Source organism: Arthrobacter sp. BPSS-3, from assembly GCF_044628475.1.
In the GTDB taxonomy this organism is placed as follows: domain Bacteria; phylum Actinomycetota; class Actinomycetes; order Actinomycetales; family Micrococcaceae; genus Arthrobacter.
Window position 1 is genome coordinate 185,878 of the sequence record NZ_JBIMMV010000005.1, and the last position, 25,822, is coordinate 211,699.

Below are 25,822 nucleotides of genomic sequence, written 5' to 3' on the forward strand. Positions count from 1 at the left end.
CTCACCGGGTCTTCCCGTTAGTGAGAACCTTCTGGAGGCTCTACGCTCCGGAGTAACCGGAGAGGAGCTGGCCGATGACCCGGCTGCCGCCCCAGTTCGCGACGGCGATGGCCGCGGCAAACATGGTGCCGGCCACGCCGAAGCTCGCGCCGGTGACGATGGAGAGGAACTTCCAGTCCTCCCGCAGCACGCTGCGCACCGTCGCCGGCATCTGCAGCGACGGGGAAATAAGGTTCGGCGCCGAGTCCACGCTGCCGTCGTCGAGGTAGGCCACCACGCGGCCGGCGGCGCGGTCCACGCGCATGGCGCTGATGTGGTTGCCGTGGCGGGCCAGCAGGATGTCATGCCCGACGAGCTGGCGGCGTTGCAATGTAGGCAGGGTAGGCAAAGGATTCTCCCGGAAACGTGGGCGGATAGGACTGTCCGCACCGTCGGGGGCACCTCCCATTTTACCGCCGCGCCGACCGCCGGCCCGGACCGGAGCCGGGTGAGACTGCCCACTGGCCACCGTGACGGCGGTCAAAGTGCCGCCCTCCTGTCCGACGGCGCCCCGCGGCATTAGAGTGGCACCAGCCGCCGCGGTGCGGTCCTCACCGATCAAAGGAGATAGTGGTGTTCCGGAGTCCGTTCCCCGCCGTAGACATTCCCGACGTCAGCCTCTACGACTACCTTTTTGCCGGCCTCGACGACGCCGCCTTGGACCGAGTGGCGCTGGTGGACGGAAGCAGCGGCGCGGAGACCAGCTACCGGGAACTGCGCGACGGTGTCAACGCCGTCGCCGGAGCCGTTGCGGCCCGGGGCCTCGGCGTCGGCGGAGTCGCGGCAATCCTCTGCCCAAACACCCCGGCCTTTGCCGTCGTCTTCCACGGCCTGCTTCGGGCCGGCGCCACCGTCACCACGGTCAACTCCCTGTACACGGCCGAGGAAACCGCCAAGCAGCTCGACGACGCCGGCGCAGACTGGCTCTTCACCGTCTCGGCGCTGCTCCCGGCCGCACGCGCCGCGGCGCAGGAGGCGGGCATTCCCGCCGACCGGCTGGTGGTGCTCGACGGCGCCGAGGGGCACCCCTCGCTGCGGGACCTGCTGACCGCCGGGGATCCCGCCCCTGAGGTCAGCTTCGACCCGGCCACGCACATCGCCGTGCTGCCCTATTCCTCCGGCACCACCGGCCGGCCCAAGGGCGTGATGCTCAGCCACCGCAATCTGGTGGCCAACGTCGAACAGTCCCGGAACCTGCTCAAGGTCACCGCCGAGGACCGGGTCCTGGCGGTCCTGCCGTTCTTCCACATCTACGGCCTGACGGTGCTGCTGAACCTGGCCCTGCGCGAGGGCGCCCGGCTGGTCACCATGCCCAGGTTCGATCTCGCGGAGTTCCTCAGGCTGATCCAGGAGCAGCGCTGCAGCTTCCTCTTCATCGCCCCGCCCGTGGCCGTGGCCCTGGCCAAGCACCCCATGGTGGCCGAGTACGACCTCGGATCCGTGCGCACCACCATGTCCGGCGCGGCGCCGCTGGACGGCGAACTCGGCACCCGGCTCGGCGAACGGCTGGGCTGCCGGGTCCTCCAGGGCTACGGCATGACCGAGATGAGCCCGGTCTCGCACCTGATCCCGGTCGACGCCGTCGACGTCCCGGTCAGCTCGGTGGGCTACACCGTCCCCAATATGGAGTGCCGCCTGGTGGACCCCGCCAGCGGGGACGAGATCGAGATCCCCGCCGAGGGCACCAGCGCACCCGGACACCTGCTGTGCCGCGGCCCGAACGTGATGCTCGGGTATCTGAACCGGCCCGAGGAGACCGCGGACACCCTGGACACGGACGGGTTCCTGCACACCGGGGACATCGCCACGGTCCGCGCCGACGGGGTGGTCACAATCGTTGACCGGCTCAAGGAACTGATCAAGTACAAGGGCTACCAGATCGCCCCGGCCGAGCTCGAGGCGCTGCTGCTGACCCACCCGGGAATCGCGGACGCCGCCGTGATCGGCAGCGTCGACGAGGACGGCCAGGAGGTTCCCATGGCCTTCGTGGTGCGCCAGCCCGGGCCCGACGGCGACGCGCTGGATGAGGTGGCCGTCGAGGACTTCGTGGCCGCGAAGGTCGCCCCGTTTAAGAAAATCCGCCGGGTACAGTTCATCGACGCCGTGCCGAAGTCGGCCTCGGGCAAAATCCTGCGCCGGGTGCTGAAAAATCCGCACCCGGCGCCGCAGGCCTGAGCCGGCCGTAAAACTTGAGCCGCCCGGGCGGCCGGGGTGACTATTCCGGCGAGTCGGTCTTGGCGATGTAGACGTCGCAGGGGGCGTTGTGGGCCACGCTGTTCGCAACGCTCCCCAGCACCCGGCCCAGGCCGCGCATCCGGCGGTTGCCCACCACGATCATCCGGGCGCCGGTGCGCTCGGCCTCCTGGATCAAGGCCTCGGCGGGCTTGCCGCGCGCCGCGGAGTAGGTCACGGGGGTGCCTTCGGACTGCAGCTTCTCGGCCACGCCCTTGGCGACCGTCTCGGCGTCGCCGGCGTCGGAGACGATCCACTGGTCGCTGCCGCTGCCGAACACCTGCGTCCGGTCGCTGTCGAAGGCGCTGACAACGTGGAGGGTGGCACCGAGGGAGGCGGCCAAATCGCGCGCGGTGTGCGCGGCGCGCAGGGCAGTCTCGCTGCCGTCGACGCCGACGACGATGATTCCGGACATGAGGTCTCCTCTAATTCAGGCGGGCCAGACAATCAGTTCAGGCTACAACGCCCCGACGGCTTCCCGCAGGACCGGCGCCAGTCTGCGGACGCCTTCCTCGATCGCCTCGGCCGGGACGGCGCTGAACGCGAGCCTCAGCTTGTTCGAGGGCTCGTCGGAGGGGCTGAACGCGGCACCCGGAATGAAGACCACCCCGGCGTCGATCGCCTTCTGCAGCAGCGGGTAGGTGTCGATGCCCTCCGGCAGGGTGACCCAGACGAAGAAGCCGCCCTCGGGCCGGGTCCAGCTGAGCCCCTCCGGCATGTACTCCTCCAGGGCTGCCAGCATCGCCTCGCACCGCTCCCGGTAGAGGCCGCGGTAAGTGGCGATCTGACCCTGCCAGTCGTAATCGCGGAGGTAAGCCGAGACCAGCATCTGATTCAGCGTCGGCGGGCACAGGGTGACAGCCTCGGAGGCCAGGTAGTAGCGGCGCTGCAGGTGCGCGGGGACCAGCGCCCAGCCGATCCGCAGGCCGGGGGCGAAGATCTTGGAGAAGGACCCCATGTAGATGACGTCGTCCGGGTTCCCGGCCCGCAGCGGCGTCAGCGGGCGGCCGTCAAAGCGCAGCAGCCCATAGGGGTTGTCTTCCAGGATGATGATATTCGCGTTACGGCATATATCCACGACCCGCTGCCGGCGCTCGGCGGCCAGGGTGATGCCGGAAGGGTTGTTGAAGCTGGGGATCGTGTAGAGGAACTTGATGTTCTTGCCCTCGGCCTGCAGGGCGGCGATCCTGGCCTCCAACTGCTCCGGGACGATGCCGTCGCCGTCCATCGGAATGATGGCGACCTCCACCTGGTAGGCCTCGAAGGTGTTCAGCGCGCCGACGTAGGTCGGGTCCTCCACCAGGACCACGTCGCCGGGGTTGCAGAAGACCTTGGTGGCCACGTCCTGGGCGGACTGGGAGCCCGCCGTGATGACGATGTTCTCCGGGGCGGCGTCGAGGATTCCCTCGGCGGCCATCACCTCGCAGATCTGGCGGCGGAGTTCCTCGGTGCCCTGGCCGCCGCCGTACTGGAGGGCGGTCAGGCCCTCCTCGGCGATGATCCGGGCCGCCGATTCCGCGAGCCGGTCCAGCGGGAGGGACTGGAGGTACGGGCTGCCCCCGGCGAGGGAGACCAGTCCGGGCCGCAGGGAGATGTCGAAGACGTCCCGCACGGCCGATTGCTTGATGTTTGCTGCGCGCTCCGAGAAGAGTTCCTCGTGGCGGTGGGCGGACGTAGCCGCGCGTTCGATTGCGTCAATGGCCTCGGCCGGCAGGACAGCGCCGGCGGCATCAAGTGTTTCGTGGGTCACACCCTCAGGATACAGCGCTTGTTGTTATGGGGAAAACTTTTGTTCACAAGATCGAGCGCACACGAAAGCCCCCGGCAGCCAGCGGCCGGCCGGGGGCTTCCGGGGCAGGGGAGACTAGGCCGCGTCGGCGATGCGGGCCTCTTCGATGGCCTGGAAGACACCCTTGATCTGCTCCACGACCTCGGCGTCGTCCTTCGGGTGGACCTCGGCGAAGCGGACCATGGAGCCCGGGACGGCGAGCTTGACGTCCTCGAGGACCCGGGCGCCGGCGATCCCGGCGGCCTTGCGGGCCTCGTCCTGGGCCCAGACGCCGCCGTACTGGCCGAAGGCGGTGCCGACGACGGCGGTGGGCTTGCCGTTGAGGGCGCCGGCGCCGAACGGGCGGGACAGCCAGTCGATGGCGTTCTTCAGCGGGGCGGGAACGGTGCCGTTGTACTCGGGGGTGACCAGGAGCAGCGTGTCAGCCTCGCTGGCGGCCGCGCGCAGGGCGGCCGCAGCGGCGGGAACCTGGCCCTCGACGTCGATGTCCTCGTTGTAGAACGGGATGTCACCCAGGCTGTCGTGGATCACGACCTCCACCTGCTCCGGCGCGTTGAGCTGGATCGCCTCGGCGAGCTGGGCGTTGGTGGAGCCGGCGCGGAGGCTGCCGACGAGGGTGAGGACGGTGGTGCTGGACATAGAGTCTCCTTCGTGTGCGCCGGGAGCGGCGCGTGGCTGTTGGAATCGGCCCGGAGGCCTTCACGGAGGTAAACGGACTGCGGTCCGTTTAATATTCCCGGCGGCTAGGATGTGGAGCGTGAGCCACATCCCCCTCCGCCCCGGCATGCCGGGGTCCGCGCCCGGTGCCGCCCTGCCCTCGGCCGCCGGCAGGCCGTCCGAGCGCCGGGACGCCGCGCGGAATCGCGAACTCCTGCTGGCCGCCGCCCGGGAACTGATCGCCCAGGGCGGCGCGGAGGCCCTCACCATGGATTCCCTTGCCGCACGGGCCGGCGTGGGCAAGGGCACGGTGTTCCGCCGCTTCGGCAGCCGCGCCGGGCTGATGGTGAGCCTGCTCAGCGACGCCGAGGCGGAGTTCCAGGGCCGGTTCATGTTCGGTCCGCCGCCCCTGGGCCCCGGCGCCCCGCCCCTGGACCGGCTGGTGGCCGTGGGTGCCGCCCGGATCCGCTGGGTGCTGGAATTCGGCGACCTCGCCCGGGCCGCGGACGAATCCCCCTACAACCGGTTCGACGTCCCGGCCGCCGTCCTCTGGCAGCGCCACCTCGAAATGCTGCTGCGCGAGGCGGGCTTTACGGCGGACCCCTGGCTGATGGCCGGATCGCTCAGCGTGACTCTCGAGCCGGAGCGCATCCTCTATGCCGTCAGGGTGCACCAGGTGTCCCCGGAGCGGCTGGCTGAGTCCTGGCGGGAGTTGGCCGTCCGGGTGGTTGGCACCGCGTAGAGTACGCCCTCTTTCGGCCGTCCGCCAAGTCAAATCAATTCAAAGGAATTATTCATAACGATCTGGTAGTGACGGTCCCGGATTGGCGCATTTCCCGCCCGGCGGCGCGATTTCTATGTGGTAGTTTCCTCTGGAATGTGACCCGCAACATACTGCCTTACGAGGCTGGCCGATGGGCCTGCGGGTGGCCACGCACCTGCTGGCCTTGATCCCGGACCGACGGCGGAGACCCCCCGTCACGCGGGGACTACGGAAGGATTCGCGCTGTGAACGAACTCATGACCCTGCCCCGCGGCCGGGCGGACCTGCCCCGCCCGGCGGCGCCCGCCACCGCAGCACAGCCGACGGCCAGCCTGACGTAGCCGCATGCTCCGCTACCTGGCCAAACGGGCCGTCACCTACGTCGTCATGATCTTCCTGACCACCAGTGCCGGATATTTCCTGGCGGTCACCAGCCTGCAGCCGGCGCTGCTGGAACAGGAACGCATCCCGCGCCCCACCCCCGAGCAGGTCGCCAACTCCTTCAGGCTCAAGGGCCTGGACCCCGCGCTGAGCCCCTGGGAACGCTACGTGGACTGGCTCACCGGGATCGTGACCCGCTGGGACTGGGGCCGCAGCCCCAACGGCGCCTACATCAACGCAGAGTTTGGCGACCGGGTCTGGATCTCCACCCGGCTCTTCCTCGCCTCGATCATCCTGACCCTGATCATCGGCGTCGCCCTCGGTGTCTACACCGCGGCCCGGCAGTACAAGTTCTCCGACCGCGCCATCACCTCTTACAGCTACCTGGTGTACATCGTGCCCGCTCCGATCGCGTACTTCCTGGTGCAGCTGTGGGCCATCAACATCAACGAGACCGTGGGTGACCGGATTCTGTTCGTCACCGGCATCTCCACCCCCGGCCTGGAGGGCGACGGCTGGGTGCAGTTCCTGGACATGCTCGCCCACTACGCCGTGCCCACCTTCGCCATCACGATCGTGGGCTGGGGCGCCTACCAGATCGCGCAGCGGCAGTACCTGCTGGACAACGTCAACGCCGACTTCGTCCGCACCGCCCGCGCCAAGGGCCTGACCCGCAACCAGGCCATCACCCGGCACGCCCTGCGCGTCTCCTTCATCCCGGTGGCCCAGAGCATCGCCTTCACCATCCCGGCGATCTTCGCCGGCGGCTTCTTCGCGGAGAAGATCTTCGCCTGGCACGGCGTGGGCTCGTGGAGCATCGACGCGATCGCCCTCCAAGACGTGAACGCGGCGACGGCCACCCTGGCCTACGGCTCCGTGATCTTCGCAATCGGCGCGATCCTCGCCGACTTCGCCACCACCCTTGTCGACCCGAGAGTGCGGGTGCAGTAGCCATGACCAACCTCAACGCCATCGACCCGGCCGCGGTCGCCGAGGAAGCAAAGATCGAGGACGGCGACGTCGTCATCGCCAAGTCGCGGATCATCCTCCGCCGCTTCCTGCGCAACAAGACCGCCGTCGCCGGGCTCGTCATCTTCATCCTGCTGACCCTGCTCTCCTTCTTCGGCGGGGCACTCTCCAGCTGGGACAAGGAGACCATCGACCCGTTCAACATCGGCACCGAACCCTCCGCCGAGCACCTGCTGGGCACCTCCCAGGCCGGCATCGACCTGTACGCGCTCACCGTCGAGGGGACCCGGGTCTCCATCCTCATCGGCCTGGTGGTGGGACTGGTCTCGGTCCTGATCGCGGCCGTGTACGGCTGCACCATGGCCTACTTCGGCGGCAAGGTCGACAAGGTCATGCTCTTCATCCTCGAAGCGCTGATCATGATGCCGGCGCTGCTGGTCGTGGCCGTGGCCACGAGCGGCGGCGGGGACGGGCTGAAGAAGAGCCTGCCCAGCTGGCTGCTGCTGATTATCGTGCTGCTGGTCTTCAGCTGGATGGGCACCGCCCGCCTCATCCGGTCCCTGTCGATGTCCCTGATGCAGCGGGATTTCGTCAAGGCCGCCCAGTACATGGGTGTTCCCGCCCGGCGCATCGTCTGGCGTCACCTGGTCCCGAACATCGGCTCGCTGCTGGTGCTCGACATCACCCGCGGCGTCACCGGCGCCATCCTCTCCGAGGTCGCCTTCTCCTTCATCGGCATCGGCATCAAGGTCCCGGACGTGAGCCTGGGCGTGCTGATCGGCCAGGCCACTTCCCAGGTCTCCACCTTCCCGTGGATGTTCTGGGTGCCGCTGACCGTGATGTTCCTGCTCACCGGGTCCCTGGCAATGATGAACGACGGCCTCCGGGACGCGTTCGACCCCAGCTCCAGCTCGATTGGCAGCGCCAAGAAAAGGAAGAAGGCCACCGCATGAGCAGCGACACCACCGGCCTCGGCACCGCCGAACGCCTCAATACCACCGAACGCCTCCATGCAGCCGGCCTGCACAGCGCCGATAGTGCGCCCGCGGGCGCCGTCCTCTCCGTCCGGGGCTTGAACGTCCGCTTCAACACCGAGAACGGCGTGGTCCACGCCGTGCGCGGCATCGACTTCGACCTGATGCCCGGCAAGACCCTCGGCATCGTGGGCGAATCCGGCTCCGGCAAGTCCGTGACCTCCATGGCCATCATGGGCCTGCTCCCGGAAACCGCCGATATCAGCGGCTCGGTCCGGCTGCACGGCACCGAGCTGCTGGGCCTGAGCGACAAGGCCATGTGCCGCCACCGCGGCAACGAGATGGCCATGGTCTTCCAGGACCCGCTGTCCTCGCTCACGCCGGTGTACACCGTGGGCGCCCAGATTATCGAGGCGCTCACCGTGCACAACCCCGGGATGAGCAAGCAGGCCAAGGAGGCGCGCGCCGTCGAACTCCTCGCCATGGTGGGCATCCCCAGCCCGAAGGACCGCCTCAAAGCCTTCCCGCACGAGTTCTCCGGCGGCATGCGGCAGCGGGTGATGATCGCCATTGCGATCGCCAACAACCCCCGGGTGCTGATCGCGGACGAGCCGACGACGGCGCTGGACGTCACCATCCAGGCGCAGGTGCTGGAGGTGCTGCACACCGCGCAGGAAGAGACCGGCGCCGCCGTCGTCATGATCACCCACGACCTGGGCGTCGTGGCCGGCATGGCGGACGACATCATGGTGATGTACGCGGGCCGGCCGGTGGAAACCGGCAGCGTCGACGACATCTACTACAACCCGCGGATGCCCTACACCATGGGCCTGCTGGGCGCCGTGCCCCGCGTGGACACCGCCGAGAAGACCTCGCTGGTGCCGATCGAGGGCATCCCGCCGAACCTGATCAACGCCCCCACCGGCTGCTCCTTCGCACCCCGCTGCCCGCTGGCCACGGAGGAATGCCTCGACGGCGAGCCAGCGCTGCTGGCCGTCGGCGGCGCCGGGGACGGCACACTCGAGCACCGCGCCGCCTGCATCAAGAGCGAAGAGCTGGGCGCCGGGGTGGACGTGCACCGGATCTTCTCCGCCCCCGAGGTGCCGGTCTCCCGGTTCGACGCCGTCCCGCGCGCCGACCGCAAGGCCGTGCTGGAGCTGACGGACGTGCGCAAGCACTTCCCGCTGCTCAAGGGCTCCCTGATTAAGCGCCGGATCGGCACTGTCAAGGCCGTGGACGGCCTCAGCTTCGACATCCGCGAGGGCGAGTGCTTCTCGATCGTGGGCGAGTCCGGCTGCGGCAAGACCACCACGCTCCTGGAGATCATGGAGTTCCACCGGGACCAGGACGGCGAGGTCACCATCGGCGGCCTGAGCAACAAGGCCGCCTCGGACGCGAAGACCAAGGCCGCCATGCGCCGGGAACTCCAGATGGTCTTCCAGGACCCCACCGGCGCCCTGGACCCGCGCTTCACCGTCTTCGAGGTGCTGGCCGAACCGCTGGAGAACTCCGGCATGGCCAAGCCCGCGATCCGGAAACGGATCATGGAGCTGATGGAGCTGGTGGGCCTGCAGCCCGACCACGTCAACCGCTTCCCCAACCAGTTCTCCGGCGGCCAGCGGCAGCGCATCGGCATCGCCCGGGCGCTGGCGGTCAATCCCAAACTGGTGGTCCTGGACGAGCCGGTCTCCGCGCTGGACGTCTCGGTCCAGGCCGGCGTCATCAACCTGCTGGACCAGCTCCGCGCCGAACTGGGCCTGAGCTACCTGATGGTGGCCCACGACCTGTCCGTGGTGCGGCACATCTCCAACCGGGTGGCCGTCATGTACCTGGGCAAGATCGTGGAAATCGGCGACGTCGACGAGGTCTTCGACCGCCCCCGCCACCCCTACACCCGGGCGCTGCTCTCCGCGATCCCGGTGCCGGATCCGCGGCTCGAACGCACCCGGGAACGGATCATCCTGCAGGGTGACCTGCCCTCGCCGCTGGATGCGCCGCAGGGCTGCAACTTCGCGACCCGCTGCCCGGTCTTCGCCGCGCTTCCTCCCGCCAAGCAGGAGAAGTGCCTGACCATCGAGCCCGTGCTCGAAAACGCGGCACATCCCGAGGCGGCCCCGGGCCGCCCGGCCGGCGGTCCGCCGTCGGCCCCCACAGACCAGCAATTCGCCTGCTTCTACCCGGACGGCGACCTGGACGCGGACATGCTCGTAGTCCACGAAACCACCTGACCTACCCGTCAGGCGCAGCAGTGCAACAGAAAAAAATGAGGGGAAAAATGAAGAATCTCACCAAGATCGGCGGCGTCACCGCCGTCGTGGCAGCTCTCGCGCTGACCGCCTGCGGCGGTGGCGGGGGCGGGTCGAAGGGCCCGGAAGCCGCCAAGGGCCAGGACTCGGGCAGCGACCTGTCCAAGCTCATCAGCATCAACGCCAAGGACCCGAAGGACCTGCAGCAGGGCGGCAAGCTCACCCTGCCGCTGGGCAACATCGGCCCGGACTTCAACGGCTTCTCCAACACCGGCAACAGCGCGGACAACACCGCCCTGCACCGCCCGATCGACGAGGCCGGCACCTGGGGCTGCTGGAACTTCGACTTCGACGGCACCGCCTCGCCGAACAAGAACTTCTGCGAGGACGTCAAGAGCGACGTCAAGGACGGCAAGCAGACCATCACCATCAAGGTGAACCCGAAGGCCACGTTCAACGACGGCACCCCGATCGACGTAAAGACCTTCGAGAACACCTGGAAGATGCTCAACGGGCAGAACAAGGACATCGACATCGTCACGTCCGGCGCCTACGAGTTCGTCGACTCGGTCAAGGCCGGCGCCAACGACAAGGAAGTCGTTGTCACCACCACCCAGCCGGTCTACCCGCTGGACTCCCTCTTCACCGGCTTCATCCACCCGGCCGTCAACACCCCGGAGATCTTCAACACCGGCTTCACCGGCGACATGCACCCCGAGTGGATGGCCGGCCCGTTCAAGGTGGACAAGTACGACACCGCCGCGAAGACCGTCACCATGGTCCCGAACGACAAGTGGTGGGGCACCAAGCCGGTGCTGGAAAGCGTTGTCTTCCGCCAGCTCGAGTCCAGCGCCGCGATCGCTGCGTTCAAGAACGGTGAAATCGATGGTGTGTCCGCAAACACCATCACGCCGTACAAGCAGCTCGACGGCACCAAGAACTCCGAGATCCGGCGCGGCCAGCGCCTGTTCGCCGGCGGCCTGAACATCAACGCCCAGAAGGCTCCGATGACCGACGTCGCCATCCGCAAGGCGATCTTCACCGCAGTTGACCGCGAGGCCCTCCGCAAGGTCCGCTTCAACGGGCTGAACTGGGAAGAGGAAAGCTCCGGCTCGATGATGCTGCTGCCGTTCTCGAAGTACTACCAGGACAACTACCCCGTCACCGAGACCGGCCCCGACGCCGCCAAGAAGGTCCTGACCGACGCCGGTTACAAGGCCAACGCCGCGGGCATCATGGAAAAGGACGGCGTCCCCGCCGCCTTCAAGATCAGCAACTTCGGTGACGACCCCACCACGCTCGCCTTCGCCCAGACCCTGCAGAAGCAGCTCCAGGCCGGCGGCATGGATGTCGGCATCGACCAGCGCGCCTCCGCCGACTTCGGCAAGGTCCTGGGCAGCCGCGACTTCTTCCTGAGCGTCTCCGGTTACACCGTCGGCGCCGACGCGACCGACTCCGTCAAGCAGTTCTACGACTCCAAGACCAACGAGAACGAGCTCGGCGACGCCGACCTCGACGCGAAGATCAAGAAGCTCTCCACCATCGCCGACAACGCCGAGCGCAACAAGGCGGCCATGGAGGTCGAGAAGGAGCACATGGCGAAGTACTTCTCCATGGGCGTCGTGATGAACGGCCCGCAGATCTCCTTCGCCCGCACGGGCCTGGCGAACTACGGTCCCTCCCTGTTCAAGAGCCTGTCCCAGGTTCCGGACTGGACCACCATCGGCTGGGAAAAGAAGTAACCTCCCCTCCGACGCTCCCGCAGCTTAAGCGGGAATTCGGGCGGCGCTCCCTCACCTTGTGGGGGAGCGTCGCCTTTTTGTAGCCGAAACCGAGGGAGCGCCCCTCCGTGTGCAAGGGGCCGGTAGCGTGGACCCATGGCAGCCCCCACGCACCCCCTCCGCACCGCCGTCGCCGGGTTCGGCCTCTCCGGCAGCGTCTTCCACGCCCCCCTGATCGCCGCGGACCCCGCCTATTCGCTGGAGGTCATCGCCACCGCGGACCCGGGCCGGCGCGCCGCGGCCGCCGAACGCTACCCGGGCGCCCGGCTGGTGGACACCCCGGAGGCCATCCTGGCGGGCGCGGACGGCCTGGACCTGCTGGTGCTCGGCACCCCGCCGGCCACGCACTACCCGCTCGCCCGCGCCGCACTGGAGGCCGGGCTCGACGTCGTGGTGGACAAGCCGTTCACCGTGACCAGCGCCGAGGGCCGGGAGCTGACCGGCCTGGCCGAGCGGCTGGGCCGGGTGCTCACCGTGTTCCAAAACCGCCGCTGGGACGGCGACTTCCTGACCGTCCGCGGTCTGCTGGCGGCCGGCAGCCTGGGCCAAGTGGCGCGCTTCGAGTCCCGGTTCGAGCGCTGGTCCCCGGCGGTCAGTAAGCCGTGGAAGGCGGCGGCGACGGCGGCCGAGGGCGGCGGGGTGCTCTACGACCTGGGCACCCACCTGGTGGACCAGGCATTGCGGCTCTTCGGGCCCGCCACGCTCCGCCATGCCGAGCTGGCCGTGCGGCGGCCCGGCGGGGCCTCAGACGACGACGCCTTCGTGGCGCTGCGGCACGACTCCGGGGTGACGAGCCACCTCTGGATGAACCTGCTCTGCGCCCAGCAGGGGCCGCGGTTCCGAATCCTGGGCAGCGGCGGCGGCTACACCAAACACGGCGTGGACCCGCAGGAACCCTACCTGGCGGCCGGCGGCAGCCCGCTGGACGCGTCCTACGGGGTCGAGCACACGGAGTGGGCCGGTCTGCTGGGCCGTGACGGCCACCTGGACCGGCTGCCCACCGAACGCGGCGCCTACCCGGAGTTCTACCGGTTGCTCGCGGAGAAGATCGCCGACGGCGGCGCGAACTCGCCCCTGCCCCTCCCGGTCGATCCGCAGGACGCCGTCGAGGCCCTGGAGATCATCGAGCAGGCGCGGGAACTGGCCGGGGAGAGGCCCTAAAACGCGCAACGCTGGACGACGGGCATCCGGCAGCGTGCGTCAAAGCGACGAAGGAGCAGCACGCAGAGGATGTCTGTCGCCCAGCGCAGCGGGACGATGACGGTGTGAGTTACGCCGAGACGAGCTCGTGCCAGTCGGAGACCAGGGGCAGGTTGTGCGCCTCGGAGACGGAGCGGTGTGCCACCTTGCCGGCGGCGATGTTCAGGCCGGCGGCCAGGGAGGCGTCCCGATCGAACGCGGCCTTGACGCCCAGGTTGGCCAGCGCCACGCCGTAGCGCAGCGTGACGTTGGTCAGGGCGTAGGTGGAGGTGTTCGGCACGGCGCCGGGCATGTTGGCCACGCAGTAGAAGATCGTGTTGTGGACCTTGTACGTGGGTTCCTGGTGCGTGGTGGGGTGGGTGTCCTCGAAGCAGCCGCCCTGGTCCACGGCGATGTCCACCAGGACCGAGCCCGGCTTCATCCGGGAGACCAGCTCGTTGGTGACCAGCTTGGGGGCCTTGGCGCCCGGGATCAGCACCGAACCGATGACCAGGTCGGCGTCGACCACGGACTTTTCGATCTCGTAGGCGTTGGACGCGACGGTCTTCAGGCGGCCCTGGTACTGGGCGTCCAGTTCACGCAGCCGGTTGATGTTGATGTCCAGGATGGTGACGTCCGCGCCGAGGCCCAGGGCCATGGCGGCAGCGTTGGTGCCGGCCACGCCGGCGCCCAGGACCACGACCTTGGCCGGTCGGACGCCTGGGACGCCGCCGAGCAGCACGCCCTTGCCGCCGGCCGGAGCCATCAGCGATGTGGCGCCCACCTGGACCGACAGGCGGCCGGCGACCTCGGACATGGGCGCCAGCAGCGGCAGCGCGCGGCCCTCCTGCACGGTCTCGTAGGCGATCGCGGTGACGCCGGAGTTGATCAGTTCCTGGGTCAGTTCCGGCTCGGCGGCCAGGTGCAGGTAGGTGAAGAGGATCAGGCCCTTGCGGAAGCGGTGGTACTCGGCCTTGACCGGCTCCTTGACCTTCATCACCATGTCGGCGCGGGCCCAGACGTCGTCGGCCTCGGCCACGATCTCGGCGCCGGCGATGGCGTATTCCTCGTCCGTGATGCCCGAGCCCAGGCCCGCGCCGCGCTCCACCAGGACGGTGTGGCCGTGGTGGCGGAATTCGTGCACGCCGGCCGCCGTGATGGCGACGCGGAATTCGTTGTTCTTGATCTCTTTGGGGACACCGATGATCATGTGTGAAGCTCCAAAAGTGGCGGCCTGGCCGGCCGGGTGTACGGGGGAAGTCGTGATTCCAGAATAGGACCGGCTGTGAGGCAGGCGACAGGGACGTCCTGCCCGCCTGACGCCAAAACCTTGCCATTCCGCGGATGTTATCCGGCGTGATTCGACAGATGTCGAGGGTGCAGGCGGCAGGTGTCGCCTGCTGTCCGGAGTCGTCCGGCTTCGCCGCGGCCCGGGCGGGGCAGTACTGTGGCAGCATGCAGCAGCAGGAAGTCGAGCAGCTCGTAGAGCGCGTGGCCATGCGCCTCGGGCGCGGATTGTCCCTCGAGGACCTCGACGGCGTCCTGCTCGCCTACTCCTCCAACCAGTCCGCCGCGGACCGGGTCCGGGTGAACTTCCTGCTCAGCAAGCGCGTCCCGGTGGACGTCAGCGCCTGGCAACTCTCGCACGGCATCGCCACCGCGGTCCGGCCGGTAGTGGTCCCGGCGAACGAGGAGCTGGGCATGCTGGGCCGGGTCTGCGTACCCCTGCTGGTCCGCGGCTTCCGGGTGGGCTACCTCTGGGTCCAGCTCGACGCCGGAGAACCCACCGCCGGATCCGTCCTGGCCCAGCTGCCGGACGTGGCCCGCGACCTCGAGCAGCTCTCGGCACTGCTGCTGGACTCCAACACCGCCGAATCCGAGTTCCGCCGCCGCCGGGAACGGGAGTTCCTGGCCGCCTGCCGCGGGGAGGCGAACGCCGTCGCCGCCGTCGCGGGCTGGAAGGAAGTCCAGGGCCGCGGGCCCTGGCAGCTGGTCACCGTGCTCGACGCCGACGGCTGGGCCGAGGGATCGGACCCCACGGACGCCACGCTGGTCCACCGCTCCGCCGCGCTGCAGGCCACCATCGGCGTGGACGCGGCCCTCTTCAGCGCCGGAACGGAGACCCACGCGGTGATCCTGTTCAAGGAGTCCACCGGCCGGGCGGATCACGCCCAGGTGCTGGTGCACTATCAACTCGAACTGGCCAAGCGCTCCGGCCGCCCCGTCCGGCGGATCATCCTGGGAACCTCGGAGGGATTTTCCCGGCCCCGGGGTCTCGTGGAGGCGTACCAGCAGTCGCGCCAGGCGGCGCAGGCGGCCGCCGTCGATCCGCAGCTGGGGGAGCTGGTGGACTGCCGGGCCACCGGGATCTATCAGCTGCTGGCCTCCGCGGGCGGCGGCGCCGGGGCGTGGGCCGATGCGGGGTCGGTGCACTTCCGCACCCTGGCCGACCATGACCGGAACGGGGAGCTCTTGCCGGTGCTGGAGCTGTTCTACGACAACGACGGCTCGGTCCAGGACGTCGCGGCGAAGCTGCACCTGCACCGCAGCAGCATCTACAACCGGCTGGGACGGATCCGGCAGCTGTTGGGCGTCGACCCGCTCAAGGGCCTGGTCCGGCTGGAACTGCACGCGGCGCTCAAGGCGCGGCGCTGGGCCGAGCGGCCAAGGATCTAGCGGCCGGGTGCCAACGGCCAGGGACCCAGCGGGAATCTACCGCTCGTCCGGCTCCGGGCGATCGTGCACCGAGTCGCGCGGGGCCTGCCGGGCGGTTTCCCGCCGGCGGCGCGTGAGCCGGCTTTCGGTCCAGAGGGCGACGGCGACGAAGACCACGCAGCTGGCCATGAAGGAGGCGGTGTTGTTCAGCCCCATCAGGTTTCCGAGGATGCCGGTGATCACCATGGCGGCGATGCCGGCCAGGATGTGCCACCCTCTGAACTTACCCACAATTCCAGCGTAACCCCGGGGTCCGCCGCACTTTCGCCCCGGGGCCGGATTGTTGCTTGATCCTTATCACGCCGTCAGGATTCTTCGGCGGAAACGGGGGACTCGGCGGGCTCCCCGGCCGCGGCCCCGCTCTTCTTCTGCGTCTCCAGCCACGCCATGATGTCCGCCAGCCGGATCCGCCGGTGCGTCCCGCGGTACTGGACCGGGATCTCCCCGCGGTCCGTCATGTTGCGCAGGTAGGTGTGCGAGATCCCGGCCAGTTCGGCCGCCCGTGAGGTGGTCAGCATCTCCTCGACGCTGCTGACCGTGACGGATTCGCCGCGGCTGAAGCGCTGCAGCAGATCCACGACGGCGTCCCGGGCGGAGGCGGGCAGCCGGTGGACCGTCCCGTCGACGAAAACGGTGACGTCGGTGCTGCCGTCGAGGGCGTAGCGGAGGGCCTGGGCGTCCTCGGCGGGGAGCGCGGCGGTGACCCGGGGCGCGATGAGTGTCATGGACTGCATCCTAGCGTCCCGGGCCCGCCGCGGCGGCTGCTTTGGAGGTCCGGCTCAGAGGCCCAGTTCCTCCAGGACCGGAAGCTTGGCCCGGACCCAGGCGCGCGCGTCCGTGGCGCTCGGGGCGGAGAGGGCCAGCTTCGCAAGTTCCTGCGCCTCGGGCAGGGTCACGGTCTTCAGGACCGCGGCCACGGCCGCGATGGAGCGGGCGGTCATGGACAGGGTGGTCACGCCCAGGCCGGTGAGGACCACGGCCAGGGCCGGGTCCGCCGCGGCCTCGCCGCAGACACCCACGGACTTGCCGTGGCCCTCGGCGATTGAGCCCTCCACGGTCAGTCCCACCAGGCGGAGCACGGCGGGCTGCCACGGGGTGTTCAGGCCGGCCAGGGGGCCGAGTTGCCGGTCCGCGGCCATGGCGTACTGGGTCAGGTCGTTGGTGCCGAGGCTGGCGAAGGAGACCTCGCGCAGGATCGCTTCGGCGGTGAGGGCGGCGGACGGGACCTCGACCATGACGCCGGGGGTCTTCAGGCCGGCCTCCGCGCACATGGTGGCGAAGCGGGCCGCCTCCTCGGCGGTGGAGATCATCGGGGCCATCACCCAGACGTCGGCGTCGGACTCGGCCGCGGCGCGGGCGATCGCCTGCAGCTGGCGCTCCAGGACGCCGGGGGTGGTCAGATCGGTGCGGTAGCCGCGGACGCCGAGCGCCGGGTTGGGTTCGGTGGCGTCGGTCAGGAACGGCAGCGGCTTATCAGCGCCGGCGTCCAAGGTGCGCAGCACCACCTTCTTGCCGGGGAAGGCGTCGAACACCTCCTTGTAGGCGGCCGCCTGCTCGTCCACGCTCGGCTCATTGTCGCGTTCGAGGAAGCAGAACTCGGTGCGGAACAGGCCCACGCCCTGGGCGTTGAGCCGGGCGGCGGCCGCCGCGTCCTTGCCGCCGCCGACGTTCGCCAGCAGCGGCACCTGGTGCCCGTCCGCCGTCGTTCCGGTGCCGTCGAAGTCGGCCAGCAGCGACGCGGTAGCTGCCCACTTTTCGGCCGCGTGGCGCTGTTCGTCGCCGGGCTCGGCGGTGATGGTGCCGGCGGCGCCGTCGACGTAGACCTCGGTGCCGTCGGCCAGGGCGTCCACGCCCGCGGCCGCGACGACGGCGGGCAGGCCGAGCGAGCGGGCGATGATCGCGGTGTGCGACTGCGGCCCGCCGCCGGCGGTGAGCAGGGCCAGGACCTTTTCCGGGTCCAGGGTGGCGGTGTCGGCCGGGGCCAGGTCCTCGGCGATGAGGATGAAGGGAGTCTCGGCGCTGGGAATACCGGGGGCGGGCACGCCTCGCAGTTCGGCGACGATCCGGGCGCGGACGTCCAGGACGTCGGTGGCGCGTTCGGCCATGTAGCCGCCGAGGTTGTGCAGCATCTCCGAGACGGAGGCGCCGGCCTCCCAGATGGCCCGCTGGTTGGAGGTGCCGCGGGCGATCAGCTTTCCGGCCGTCTTCAGCAGCATGGTGTCCGTGGCCATCAGGGCCGTGGCCTCCAGCACGGCCTTGCCGTCACCACTGACGGTCTGGGCGCGGTTCTTGAGCTGGTCGTGCACGGCCTTCGCGGCGGCTTTCAGCGCTGCCGTCGCATCCTCGGCGGAGACGCCGGCTTGCAGCTGCTCTCCGGCGGGCGGCTCGCTGACCGGTTTTGGCATCTGACGGATGGTGCCGATGATCCGGCCGGGGCTGACGCCTACACCTTGGAAGTTCTGCACTGAAAGTCCTCATTCTCTGCCGTGAGCCAGTAAGACGGTTCAGATGCCGCTGCTGAGCCGCTAGACCCTAGATTTCCCGGGGCCGTCCACTACGTCAACCCGGAACCCGAAGCACCTGAAAAAGTCGATGGAAAAAAGTGTTGTGATGCACTTCATATAGCGTTGCTATAGGTGCTAGGGTAGCGGCTATGAGTATCGATGGCCAGCTACCGCCCAAAATCCGGCTGCTCCGCGCAGCCGCCGGACTGCTGGCCAAATCCGGAGGCGCCGCCGTCTCCACCCGCCAGATCACGCAGCTGGCCGGAGTCACGGCACCCACGCTCTACCACCACTTCGGGGACAAGGAAGGCCTGTTCGACGCCGTCGTAGCGGCCGGCTTCGAGGAGTACGTGGCGGGGGAGCGGGACTTCGAACCCTCCGGACGTCCGCTGGAGAACATCCGGCGGATGTGGGACAAGCACGTCCAGTTCGGCCTGAAGCAGCCCGAGCTGTACCTGGTCATGTTCGGTAACATCCGCCCCGAAAGCCGCCCCGCCGTCGTCGCCGACGCCGAGGCGCTGCTCGAAGGCATGCTGAACAAGGCCGCCGTGGCCGGCCACCTGGCCGTCCCGCCCAAGGAAGCGGCGCGCAGCATCCTGGCCGCAAACGTGGGCGTCACCCTGATGCTCATCACGGAGAAGGCCCCCGAACGGAACCTGGAGCTCTCGGCCATGACCCGGGACGCCATGATCTTCGCCGTCTCCACCGATCTGGCCCGCGAGGCCGACCCGGAAGACCCCGGCAAGTCGCCGGTGGTGGTGGCCGCGATCGCCTTGAACGCGGCCCTGCAGTCCTCGCACTCGGACCAGCTCTCCAGCTCTGAACTCAAGCTCTTCCTCGAATGGCTCCACCGGATCTCCATCAGTTCCACCAGCTAGCTCGTCGAAATATCGGACACTCCTGCGGTGCAGCAGGAAAACACGGTTAGGAAATCACATGGCAACAGAGACAGTTGCGAAACCCCGTAGCAGCGTGCGGGTCGGCGTCCAGAAATTTGGCACCTTCCTCTCGGGCATGATCATGCCGAACATCGGCGCCTTCATCGCCTGGGGCATCATCACCGCCTTCTTCATCCCGGCGGGCTTTACCCCCAATACCGAACTGGCCAAGCTGGTCGGCCCCATGATCACCTACCTGCTGCCGCTGCTGATCGGCTACACCGGCGGCCGGATGGTCTACGGCGTCCGCGGCGGCGTCGTCGGCGCGGCGGCGACCATGGGCGTGATCGTCGGCACGGACATCCCGATGTTCATCGGCGCCATGATCATGGGCCCGCTCACGGCCTGGATCATGAAGAAGCTCGAGAGCCTCTGGGAGAACAAGGTCAAGCCCGGCTTCGAGATGCTGATCGACAACTTCACCGCCGGCATCGTCGCCGCCATCATGGCCATCTTCGGCATGCTGGTCATCGGCCCGGTGGTCAAGGCCTTCAGCAACGGCGCAAGCGCCGTCGTCGAATTCCTGGTCAACAACGGCCTGCTGCCCTTCACCAGCATCTTCATCGAACCCGCCAAGGTGCTGTTCCTGAACAACGCCGTCAACCACGGCATCCTCACCCCGCTGGGCACCGAACAGGCCCTCGCCCAGGGCAAGTCCATCCTGTTCCTGCTCGAGGCCAACCCCGGCCCCGGCGTCGGCATCCTGCTCGCCTACATGCTCTTCGGCAAGGGAATGGCCAAGGCCTCGGCCCCCGGCGCCGCGCTGATCCAGTTCGTCGGCGGCATCCACGAGATCTACTTCCCGTACGTGCTGATGAAGCCGATCATCATCCTCGCCGCGATCGGCGGCGGCATGACCGGCATCTTCACCCTGGTCCTCACCGGCGCCGGCCTGCGCTCGCCGGCCGCGCCGGGCAGCATCATCGCCGTCTTCGCCGCCACCCCGGCGGACAGCCTGCTGGGCGTGGGACTGTCCGTGGTGCTGGCGGCCACGGTGTCCTTCCTGATCGCGTCCGTCATCCTCAAGTCCAGCAAGGACGTCGAGGGCGACGAACTCGGCGCCGCCACCAGCCGGATGGAAGCCATGAAGGGCAAGAAGAGCTCCGTCTCCTCCGCCCTCACGGGCGCCGGTGCGGGTGCCGGCGGCGTCGCCGTGCTGGCCGGACCGGTGAAGAACATTGTCTTCGCATGCGACGCCGGCATGGGCTCCTCCGCGATGGGCGCCTCGGTACTGCGGAACAAGATCAAGGCGGCCGGCTACCCGGACGTCAAAGTCACCAACTCCGCCATCGCCAACCTCAGCGACAGCTACGACGTCGTCATCACCCACCAGGACCTGACCGAACGGGCCAGGCCCGTTACCGCCAGCGCCGTGCACGTCTCCGTGGACAACTTCATGAACTCGCCGCGCTATGACGAGGTCGTGGAGCTGGTCCGCAGCAGCAACGCCCCGGCGGACGCCTCCGGCGCCGTTGCCGCGGGAACCGCCGCGCCTGCCGGAACCGCAACCGCTCCCGCGGAAGCCGGGACGGCCGCACCGTCGGACATCCTGGTGGCCGACAGCGTGGTCCTGCAAGGCTCCGCCACCACCCGTGACGGCGCGATCGACGAGGCCGGCCGGCTCCTGCTGGACCGTGGCGCCGTCGATTCCGGCTACCTGGACGCCATGCACGAACGCGAGGAATCTGTCTCCACCTACATGGGCAGCTACCTCGCCATCCCGCACGGCACCAACGCCGCCAAGGACCACATCATGAAGTCCGCGGTGTCCGTGGTCCGGTACCCGGAGGGTATCGACTGGAACGGTAAAGAGGTCAAGTTCGTCGTCGGCGTCGCCGGCGTGAACAACGAGCACCTGCAGATCCTCTCCTCGATCGCGAAGGTGTTCACCAACAAGGCGCAGGTCGCACAACTGGAGGCGGCCACCACCGTCGACGAAGTGCTGGACCTGCTGGGAAAGGTCAATGACTAGTGAAGGCTGTTCATTTCGGAGCCGGGAACATCGGCCGAGGGTTTGTCGGGCTGCTGTTGCATGAGGCGGGCTATGAGGTGGTGTTCGCGGATGTCGCGGACGCGCTGATCTCCCAGCTCGCCGCGGCGGACAGCTACCGGGTACACGAGGTGGGGGAGACCCCGGCCGTGCGCACGGTGGACAACTTCCGCGCGCTGAATTCCGGCAGCCAAGAGGACGCCGTCGTCGCGGAGATCGCGACGGCGGACGTCGTCACCACCGCCGTCGGGCCGCACATCCTCAAGTTCGTGGCGCCCGTGATCGCCAAGGGGATCGCGGCCCGCGCGGCGGGGCTGGCTCCGCTGCAGGTGATGGCGTGCGAGAACGCCATCAACGCGACGGACATCCTGAAATCCGAAATCACCGCCCAGTGGGATCCGGCCGCCGGCGACCTGGCGGCAGCCGCGGTGTTCGCCAACACGGCCGTGGACCGGATCGTGCCCAACCAGGAGGCCGGCCAGGGCCTGGACGTCACCGTCGAGACCTTCTACGAGTGGGTCATCGACCGGACACCGTTCGGGGACCACCAGCCGGTCATCCCGGGCGCCACGTTCGTCGACGACCTGGGCCCCTACATCGAGCGGAAGCTGTTCACCGTCAACACCGGGCACGCCTCCGCGGCGTACTTCGGCTTCGACGCCGGGCTGGAGAAGATCTCGGACGCCATGGCGGACCAGGACGTGGCCGCGGACGTGCGGGCCGTCCTGGACGAGACCAAGGAACTGCTGGTGGCCAAGCACGGCTTCAACCGTGACGAGCAGGAAGCCTACGTGCAGAAGATCCTGGGCCGCTTCACCAACCCGTACCTGCCGGACACCGTGAACCGGGTGGGCCGGGCACCGCTGCGCAAGCTCAGCCGGCACGAGCGCTTCATCGGACCGGCCGCCGAGCTGGCCGAGCGGGGCATCGTCCCGGAAGCGCTCCTCGGGGCGATGGCCGCCGCGCTGCGCTTCAACGACCCGGCCGATGCCGAGGCCGTGGAGCTGGGCCAGATCCTGGCGTCCTCCAGCCCGGAGGACGCCACCGCCCGGATCACCGGCCTGGAGCCGACCCATCCGTTGTTCCCCGCCGTCTGCGCCCTGGTCACGGAGGCCAAGGCCGCGCTCTGACGGCGTTCTGCTGCACCAACAAACAACGGGCCCTCCCTCACATCATGTGAGGGAGGGCCCGTCGTTTTGCTACAGGACCTGCGGGAGCGTCAGGGGCGGGCGGCGGCGGTTTCGGCGTCGGCCATGGACTTCCACTCGGCCACCCGGGCCTGGTGCAGCGGGGACCGCCGGACGACGGCGAACGCGACGCCCAGGATGGCGAACCACAGCGGGGTGACCAGCAGGGCCACCAGGGTGTCCGGCTGGGTGGTCAGCGCCCAGACCAGGAACGCGAAGAACGCGAACACCACCCACACCATCGGGATGCCGCCGGGCATCTTGAAGGTGGAGGCGTCGTGCAGCTGCGGCCGGCGCTTCCGGAAGACCAGGTAGCTGGCCAGGATGATGCTCCAGACGAACATGAAGCAGACCGCCGAGACGGTGGTGACCATGTCGAACGCGGTGCCCACGTCCTTGCCCGCGTAGAGCAGCACGACGCCGGCGAGCAGCAGCACGCAGGAGAGGAACAGGGCGTTCTGCGGGACCTTGCGGCTGGAGAGCCTGCCGAAGACCTTGGGGGCGTCGCCGTCGTTCGCCAGGCCGTAGACCATCCGGGACGTGGAGTAGATGCCGGAGTTGGCCGAGGACATCGCGGAGGTCAGCACCACCAGGTTCACCACCGTGGCCGCCATGCCGAGGCCGGCCAGGGAGAACATCGCGATGAAGGGGCTTTGCCCGGCCTTGAAGCCGGTCCACGGGGTGACGGACATCAGAATGATCAGGGCGCCGACGTAGAACAGCATGACGCGCAGCGGGATGGCGTTGATGGCCCGCGGCAGGTTGTGCTCCGGGTTCTTGGTCTCCGCCGCGGCGGTGCCCACGAGTTCGATGCCGACGAAGGCGAACACGGCGATCTGGAAACCCGCCACGAAGCCCATGAACTCCTTGGGGAAGAAGCCGCTGTGGCTCCACAGGTTACTGAAGGAGGCGGTGCCGGCGTTGGACTGGAAGCCGGTGAAGATCATGACCAGGCCCACCACGATCAGCGCGACGATCGCCACGATCTTGATCAGCGCGAACCAGAACTCGGTCTCGCCGAAGGCCTTGACCGTGGGCAGGTTCAGCAGCAGGAGGATGACGATCGTGGCGATGCCGGGGACCCAGAGCTGGATGCCGGGCCAGAGCTCCTCGGCGTAACCGGCGATCGCGATCACGTCGGCGACGCCGGTGACCACCCAGCAGAACCAGTAGGTCCAGCCGGTGAAGAAGCCGGCCCACGGGCCCAGCAGGTCGCCGGCGAAGTCGCTGAAGGACTTGTAGTTCAGGTTGGAGAGCAGCAGCTGGCCCATGGCGCGCATCACGAAGAAGAGCATGAAGCCGATGATCATGTACACAAAGATCACGGACGGGCCGGCCACCGAGATGGTCTTGCCGGAGCCCATGAAGAGCCCGGTGCCGATGGCCCCGCCGATGGCGAGCAGCTGGATGTGGCGGTTGCTCAGCGAGCGGGCGAGGTGGGGCTCGGTGTCCCGGCTGGAGGCAGTTCTTTGCCCCGCGGTGGTCTGTTCGGGCATATCAACGATCCTTCGAATGGTCCGCCGAAGGGGTGACGGCGGTTACAAATCAGCCCTCCTAAAGTACAGGTTTAGCCCTGGGCGTGCCTTATGGGTCGTCCCGGCGTCATCATTGACTCTTAGGCACCCTAACTGTTAGGCTTCCTAAGTATGAATGACGAGACCCCCTGCGAGGACCTGCTCGCCCTGGCCCAGGACTTCCGCGAGGCGCTGCGGCACAGCATCTACCTGGTGCGCCGCCTCGACGCCGACGGCGAGCTCAGTGCCGCCCAGATCAGCACCCTCAAGATGCTGCTGGAGGCGGACTCCGACGGCGGCGTCCGGGTGGGCGAGATCGCCCGGAACCAGGGCGTCAAGGTCCCCAGCGCCACGGAGCAGATCATCAAGCTCGAGCGCGCGGGCCTGGTCCTGCGGGAGGCGGACCCCGCCGATTCCCGGGCCGTCCGCGTCCGGCTCACCGCCGCGGGGCACACCGCCGTCGAATCCGCGAACGCCCGCCGCAACGCCGTCATGGCGCAGATCCTCGGCGGCCTCCCGGAGGAGGACCGGCGGGCCCTGGCCGCCGCCATGCCGGTGATCGGCCGGATCAACGAATCCGTCCAGACCTGACCCGCGGCCACCGCGCCGGCCCCGCCCGGCGCCACACAGACCACCCCGTACATCCACGACCCTAGGAGCGCCCTCCATGGACGGCCAGCTCACGGCCCCAGCGCCGGAAGCATCATCAACCCTCGAAGCCGAAAAGGCCTCGTTCCTCAAGCAGCCGAAGGCGGTGTGGGCCACGGCCCTCGCGGCCGTCTTCGCCTTCATGGGCATCGGCCTGGTGGATCCCATCCTCCCGGCCATCGCCAAGAACCTGGAGGCCACCCCCAGCCAGGTTTCGCTGCTGTTCACCAGCTACTTCCTGGTCACGGCCATCGCCATGCTCATCACGGGCTTCGTTTCCTCCCGGATCGGCGGCAAGCGCACGCTGCTGACCGGCCTGGCGATCATCGTCATCTTTGCGTCCCTCTCCGGTTTCTCCGGATCCGTCGGTGAGCTCGTGGGCTTCCGCGCCGGCTGGGGTCTGGGCAACGCCCTCTTCGTGGCCACCGCCCTGGCCGTGATCGTCGGCGTGGCCAGCGGCGGCGCCGGAATTGCGATCATCCTCTATGAGGCCGCCCTCGGCCTGGGCATCTCGCTCGGCCCGTTGCTCGGCGCCCTGCTGGGCGGCTGGCAGTGGCGCGCCCCGTTCTTCGGTACTGCTGTGCTGATGGCCGCCGCCTTCATCGCCCTGATTGCCCTGCTGCCCAAGACGCCGCTGCCCGAACGCAAGGTCCGGCTCCGCGACCCGCTGCTGGCCCTGGGCCACAAGGGCCTGCGCACCACCGCCGCCAGCGGACTGTTCTACAACTACGGCTTCTTCACCATCCTTGCCTTCACCCCGTTCATCCTCGGGATGGACGCCTACGGCATCGGCGCGGTCTTCTTCGGCTGGGGCGTCGCCGTCGCCGTGTTCTCCGTCTTCGTGGCCCCCGCCCTGCAGCGCCGCTTTGGCGCCGTCCGGGTCCTCTCCGGCACCTTGGCCCTGCTGATGCTGGACCTGGTGGGCCTGGGCCTGTCCGCGGGCCACTCGGTACCCGCCGTCGTCACCCTCGTGGTGGTCTCCGGCGCCCTGCTGGGCGTGAACAACACGATTTACACCGAACTGGCCATGGGCGTCTCCGACTCCCCGCGTCCGGTGGCCTCCGCCGGCTACAACTTCGTGCGCTGGATGGGCGGCGCGCTGGCGCCGTTCGCCGCCGCCCAGCTGGGCGAGCACTTCGGCCCGCAGGTGCCGTTCTTCGCGGCCGCCGTCGCCATGGCCGTGGCCATCGCGGTGGTTCTCGGCGGACGCCGGTTCCTCAGCTCGCACGAGCCGCACCTGGTCTAGCCGTCCGGTAGTAACAAAAGGTCAGGCCCATGTTTCCGCGGAAACATGGGCCTGACCTTTGTGCTTTTAC

The 25,822-nt window shown here is 68.7% G+C and carries 22 protein-coding genes; 13 read left to right on the top strand and 9 right to left on the bottom strand.

The genetic code is table 11. The annotated features are described in order from the left end of the window. Positions 1-40: 40 nt before the first annotated feature. Positions 41-379, bottom strand: a complete 339-nt coding sequence (locus ACFVY3_RS10105) for a hypothetical protein (RefSeq protein WP_400159663.1) — start codon at positions 377-379, stop codon at positions 41-43. A gap of 233 nt (positions 380-612) precedes the next feature. Between ACFVY3_RS10105 and ACFVY3_RS10110 the strand changes: the two genes are divergently transcribed. Next, complete coding sequence (locus tag ACFVY3_RS10110; RefSeq protein WP_400159611.1) at positions 613-2,214, top strand: AMP-binding protein; 1,602 nt, start codon at positions 613-615, stop codon at positions 2,212-2,214. A gap of 40 nt (positions 2,215-2,254) precedes the next feature. Here the strand turns inward: ACFVY3_RS10110 and ACFVY3_RS10115 are convergent, their stop codons facing one another. From ACFVY3_RS10115 to ACFVY3_RS10125, 3 genes are all read right to left on the bottom strand, one after another. Next, positions 2,255-2,686, bottom strand: a complete 432-nt coding sequence (locus tag ACFVY3_RS10115; RefSeq protein WP_290257219.1) for a universal stress protein — start codon at positions 2,684-2,686, stop codon at positions 2,255-2,257. Positions 2,687-2,728: 42 nt separating this feature from the next. Beyond that, positions 2,729-4,021 (bottom strand): PLP-dependent aminotransferase family protein, encoded by a 1,293-nt coding sequence (locus ACFVY3_RS10120; protein ID WP_400159612.1) that lies wholly within the window; start codon positions 4,019-4,021, stop codon positions 2,729-2,731. A gap of 114 nt (positions 4,022-4,135) precedes the next feature. Next, positions 4,136-4,699: an NAD(P)H-dependent oxidoreductase gene (locus tag ACFVY3_RS10125; protein WP_400159613.1), complete on the bottom strand. Its 564-nt coding sequence runs from the start codon at positions 4,697-4,699 to the stop codon at positions 4,136-4,138. A 118-nt stretch (positions 4,700-4,817) separates the two neighbouring features. Here ACFVY3_RS10125 and ACFVY3_RS10130 point away from each other — a divergent pair, with 118 nt between their 5' ends. The 6 genes from ACFVY3_RS10130 (at position 4,818) to ACFVY3_RS10155 (ending at position 12,992) form a co-directional block, all read left to right on the top strand. Then, positions 4,818-5,459, top strand: a complete 642-nt coding sequence (locus ACFVY3_RS10130; RefSeq protein WP_400159614.1) for a TetR/AcrR family transcriptional regulator — start codon at positions 4,818-4,820, stop codon at positions 5,457-5,459. A 366-nt stretch (positions 5,460-5,825) separates the two neighbouring features. Further along, positions 5,826-6,812 (top strand): ABC transporter permease, encoded by a 987-nt coding sequence (locus ACFVY3_RS10135; RefSeq protein ID WP_364138303.1) that lies wholly within the window; start codon positions 5,826-5,828, stop codon positions 6,810-6,812. Between the two features lie 2 nt (positions 6,813-6,814). Further along, positions 6,815-7,783 (top strand): ABC transporter permease, encoded by a 969-nt coding sequence (locus tag ACFVY3_RS10140; protein WP_377970888.1) that lies wholly within the window; start codon positions 6,815-6,817, stop codon positions 7,781-7,783. Next, the gene (locus ACFVY3_RS10145; RefSeq protein ID WP_400159615.1) at positions 7,780-10,032 is read left to right on the top strand and encodes a dipeptide ABC transporter ATP-binding protein; all 2,253 of its coding nucleotides are present in this window, start codon (positions 7,780-7,782) and stop codon (positions 10,030-10,032) included. The genes ACFVY3_RS10140 and ACFVY3_RS10145 overlap by 4 nt, the downstream gene beginning before the upstream one ends. A gap of 47 nt (positions 10,033-10,079) precedes the next feature. Then, complete coding sequence (locus tag ACFVY3_RS10150; RefSeq protein ID WP_400159616.1) at positions 10,080-11,792, top strand: ABC transporter family substrate-binding protein; 1,713 nt, start codon at positions 10,080-10,082, stop codon at positions 11,790-11,792. 135 nt (positions 11,793-11,927) lie between these two features. After that, a complete protein-coding gene (locus ACFVY3_RS10155; protein WP_400159617.1) occupies positions 11,928-12,992 on the top strand; it encodes a Gfo/Idh/MocA family oxidoreductase in 1,065 nt (354 codons plus the stop codon). A gap of 109 nt (positions 12,993-13,101) precedes the next feature. Here ACFVY3_RS10155 and ald read toward each other — a convergent pair whose 3' ends face one another. Further along, positions 13,102-14,220, bottom strand: coding sequence for an alanine dehydrogenase (gene ald, locus ACFVY3_RS10160; RefSeq protein ID WP_290257227.1), 1,119 nt, complete (start codon positions 14,218-14,220; stop codon positions 13,102-13,104). A gap of 245 nt (positions 14,221-14,465) precedes the next feature. Here ald and ACFVY3_RS10165 point away from each other — a divergent pair, with 245 nt between their 5' ends. Further along, complete coding sequence (locus tag ACFVY3_RS10165) at positions 14,466-15,686, top strand: PucR family transcriptional regulator (RefSeq protein ID WP_400159618.1); 1,221 nt, start codon at positions 14,466-14,468, stop codon at positions 15,684-15,686. Between the two features lie 36 nt (positions 15,687-15,722). Here the strand turns inward: ACFVY3_RS10165 and ACFVY3_RS10170 are convergent, their stop codons facing one another. From ACFVY3_RS10170 to ptsP, 3 genes are all read right to left on the bottom strand, one after another. Continuing rightward, the gene (locus ACFVY3_RS10170; RefSeq protein WP_290257229.1) at positions 15,723-15,956 is read right to left on the bottom strand and encodes a hypothetical protein; all 234 of its coding nucleotides are present in this window, start codon (positions 15,954-15,956) and stop codon (positions 15,723-15,725) included. 74 nt (positions 15,957-16,030) lie between these two features. Further along, positions 16,031-16,450 carry a helix-turn-helix domain-containing protein gene (locus tag ACFVY3_RS10175; protein ID WP_290257230.1) on the bottom strand — a complete coding sequence of 140 codons (420 nt, stop codon included), beginning with the start codon at positions 16,448-16,450 and terminating at the stop codon, positions 16,031-16,033. Between the two features lie 54 nt (positions 16,451-16,504). After that, positions 16,505-18,190, bottom strand: coding sequence for a phosphoenolpyruvate--protein phosphotransferase (gene ptsP / locus ACFVY3_RS10180; protein WP_400159619.1), 1,686 nt, complete (start codon positions 18,188-18,190; stop codon positions 16,505-16,507). A gap of 188 nt (positions 18,191-18,378) precedes the next feature. On the opposite strand from ptsP, the gene ACFVY3_RS10185 reads away from it, so the two are divergent. From ACFVY3_RS10185 to ACFVY3_RS10195, 3 genes are read left to right on the top strand one after another with little or no spacing between them, the layout of a single operon-like run. Further along, positions 18,379-19,107, top strand: coding sequence for a TetR/AcrR family transcriptional regulator (locus tag ACFVY3_RS10185; RefSeq protein WP_290257232.1), 729 nt, complete (start codon positions 18,379-18,381; stop codon positions 19,105-19,107). 58 nt (positions 19,108-19,165) lie between these two features. Then, entirely contained in the window at positions 19,166-21,139 is a 1,974-nt protein-coding gene (locus ACFVY3_RS10190; protein WP_400159620.1) for a PTS mannitol transporter subunit IICBA, read from the top strand. Beyond that, positions 21,139-22,287 carry a mannitol-1-phosphate 5-dehydrogenase gene (locus ACFVY3_RS10195; protein ID WP_290257235.1) on the top strand — a complete coding sequence of 383 codons (1,149 nt, stop codon included), beginning with the start codon at positions 21,139-21,141 and terminating at the stop codon, positions 22,285-22,287. The genes ACFVY3_RS10190 and ACFVY3_RS10195 overlap by 1 nt, the downstream gene beginning before the upstream one ends. A gap of 89 nt (positions 22,288-22,376) precedes the next feature. On the opposite strand, the gene cycA is transcribed toward ACFVY3_RS10195, so the two are convergent. Next, positions 22,377-23,840 carry a D-serine/D-alanine/glycine transporter gene (gene cycA, locus ACFVY3_RS10200; RefSeq protein WP_400159621.1) on the bottom strand — a complete coding sequence of 488 codons (1,464 nt, stop codon included), beginning with the start codon at positions 23,838-23,840 and terminating at the stop codon, positions 22,377-22,379. A 150-nt stretch (positions 23,841-23,990) separates the two neighbouring features. On the opposite strand from cycA, the gene ACFVY3_RS10205 reads away from it, so the two are divergent. Continuing rightward, on the top strand, positions 23,991-24,449 hold the full coding sequence (locus ACFVY3_RS10205) for a MarR family winged helix-turn-helix transcriptional regulator (protein WP_400159622.1): 459 nt from the start codon (positions 23,991-23,993) through the stop codon (positions 24,447-24,449). Positions 24,450-24,525: 76 nt separating this feature from the next. Next, complete coding sequence (locus ACFVY3_RS10210; protein ID WP_400159623.1) at positions 24,526-25,752, top strand: MFS transporter; 1,227 nt, start codon at positions 24,526-24,528, stop codon at positions 25,750-25,752. Positions 25,753-25,822: the final 70 nt, after the last annotated feature.

Coding starts and splice junctions, on each gene's coding strand:
- ACFVY3_RS10125 (WP_400159613.1), bottom strand. CDS start 4,699: ATGTCCAGCACCACCGTCCTCACCCTCGTCGGCAGCCTCCGCGCCGGC.
- ACFVY3_RS10155 (WP_400159617.1), top strand. CDS start 11,928: ATGGCAGCCCCCACGCACCCCCTCCGCACCGCCGTCGCCGGGTTCGGC.
- ACFVY3_RS10205 (WP_400159622.1), top strand. CDS start 23,991: ATGAATGACGAGACCCCCTGCGAGGACCTGCTCGCCCTGGCCCAGGAC.
- ACFVY3_RS10175 (WP_290257230.1), bottom strand. CDS start 16,450: ATGACACTCATCGCGCCCCGGGTCACCGCCGCGCTCCCCGCCGAGGAC.
- ACFVY3_RS10135 (WP_364138303.1), top strand. CDS start 5,826: ATGCTCCGCTACCTGGCCAAACGGGCCGTCACCTACGTCGTCATGATC.
- ACFVY3_RS10185 (WP_290257232.1), top strand. CDS start 18,379: ATGAGTATCGATGGCCAGCTACCGCCCAAAATCCGGCTGCTCCGCGCA.
- ACFVY3_RS10145 (WP_400159615.1), top strand. CDS start 7,780: ATGAGCAGCGACACCACCGGCCTCGGCACCGCCGAACGCCTCAATACC.
- ACFVY3_RS10140 (WP_377970888.1), top strand. CDS start 6,815: ATGACCAACCTCAACGCCATCGACCCGGCCGCGGTCGCCGAGGAAGCA.
- ald (WP_290257227.1), bottom strand. CDS start 14,220: ATGATCATCGGTGTCCCCAAAGAGATCAAGAACAACGAATTCCGCGTC.
- ACFVY3_RS10115 (WP_290257219.1), bottom strand. CDS start 2,686: ATGTCCGGAATCATCGTCGTCGGCGTCGACGGCAGCGAGACTGCCCTG.
- ACFVY3_RS10190 (WP_400159620.1), top strand. CDS start 19,166: ATGGCAACAGAGACAGTTGCGAAACCCCGTAGCAGCGTGCGGGTCGGC.
- ACFVY3_RS10150 (WP_400159616.1), top strand. CDS start 10,080: ATGAAGAATCTCACCAAGATCGGCGGCGTCACCGCCGTCGTGGCAGCT.
- ACFVY3_RS10165 (WP_400159618.1), top strand. CDS start 14,466: ATGCAGCAGCAGGAAGTCGAGCAGCTCGTAGAGCGCGTGGCCATGCGC.
- ACFVY3_RS10210 (WP_400159623.1), top strand. CDS start 24,526: ATGGACGGCCAGCTCACGGCCCCAGCGCCGGAAGCATCATCAACCCTC.
- cycA (WP_400159621.1), bottom strand. CDS start 23,840: ATGCCCGAACAGACCACCGCGGGGCAAAGAACTGCCTCCAGCCGGGAC.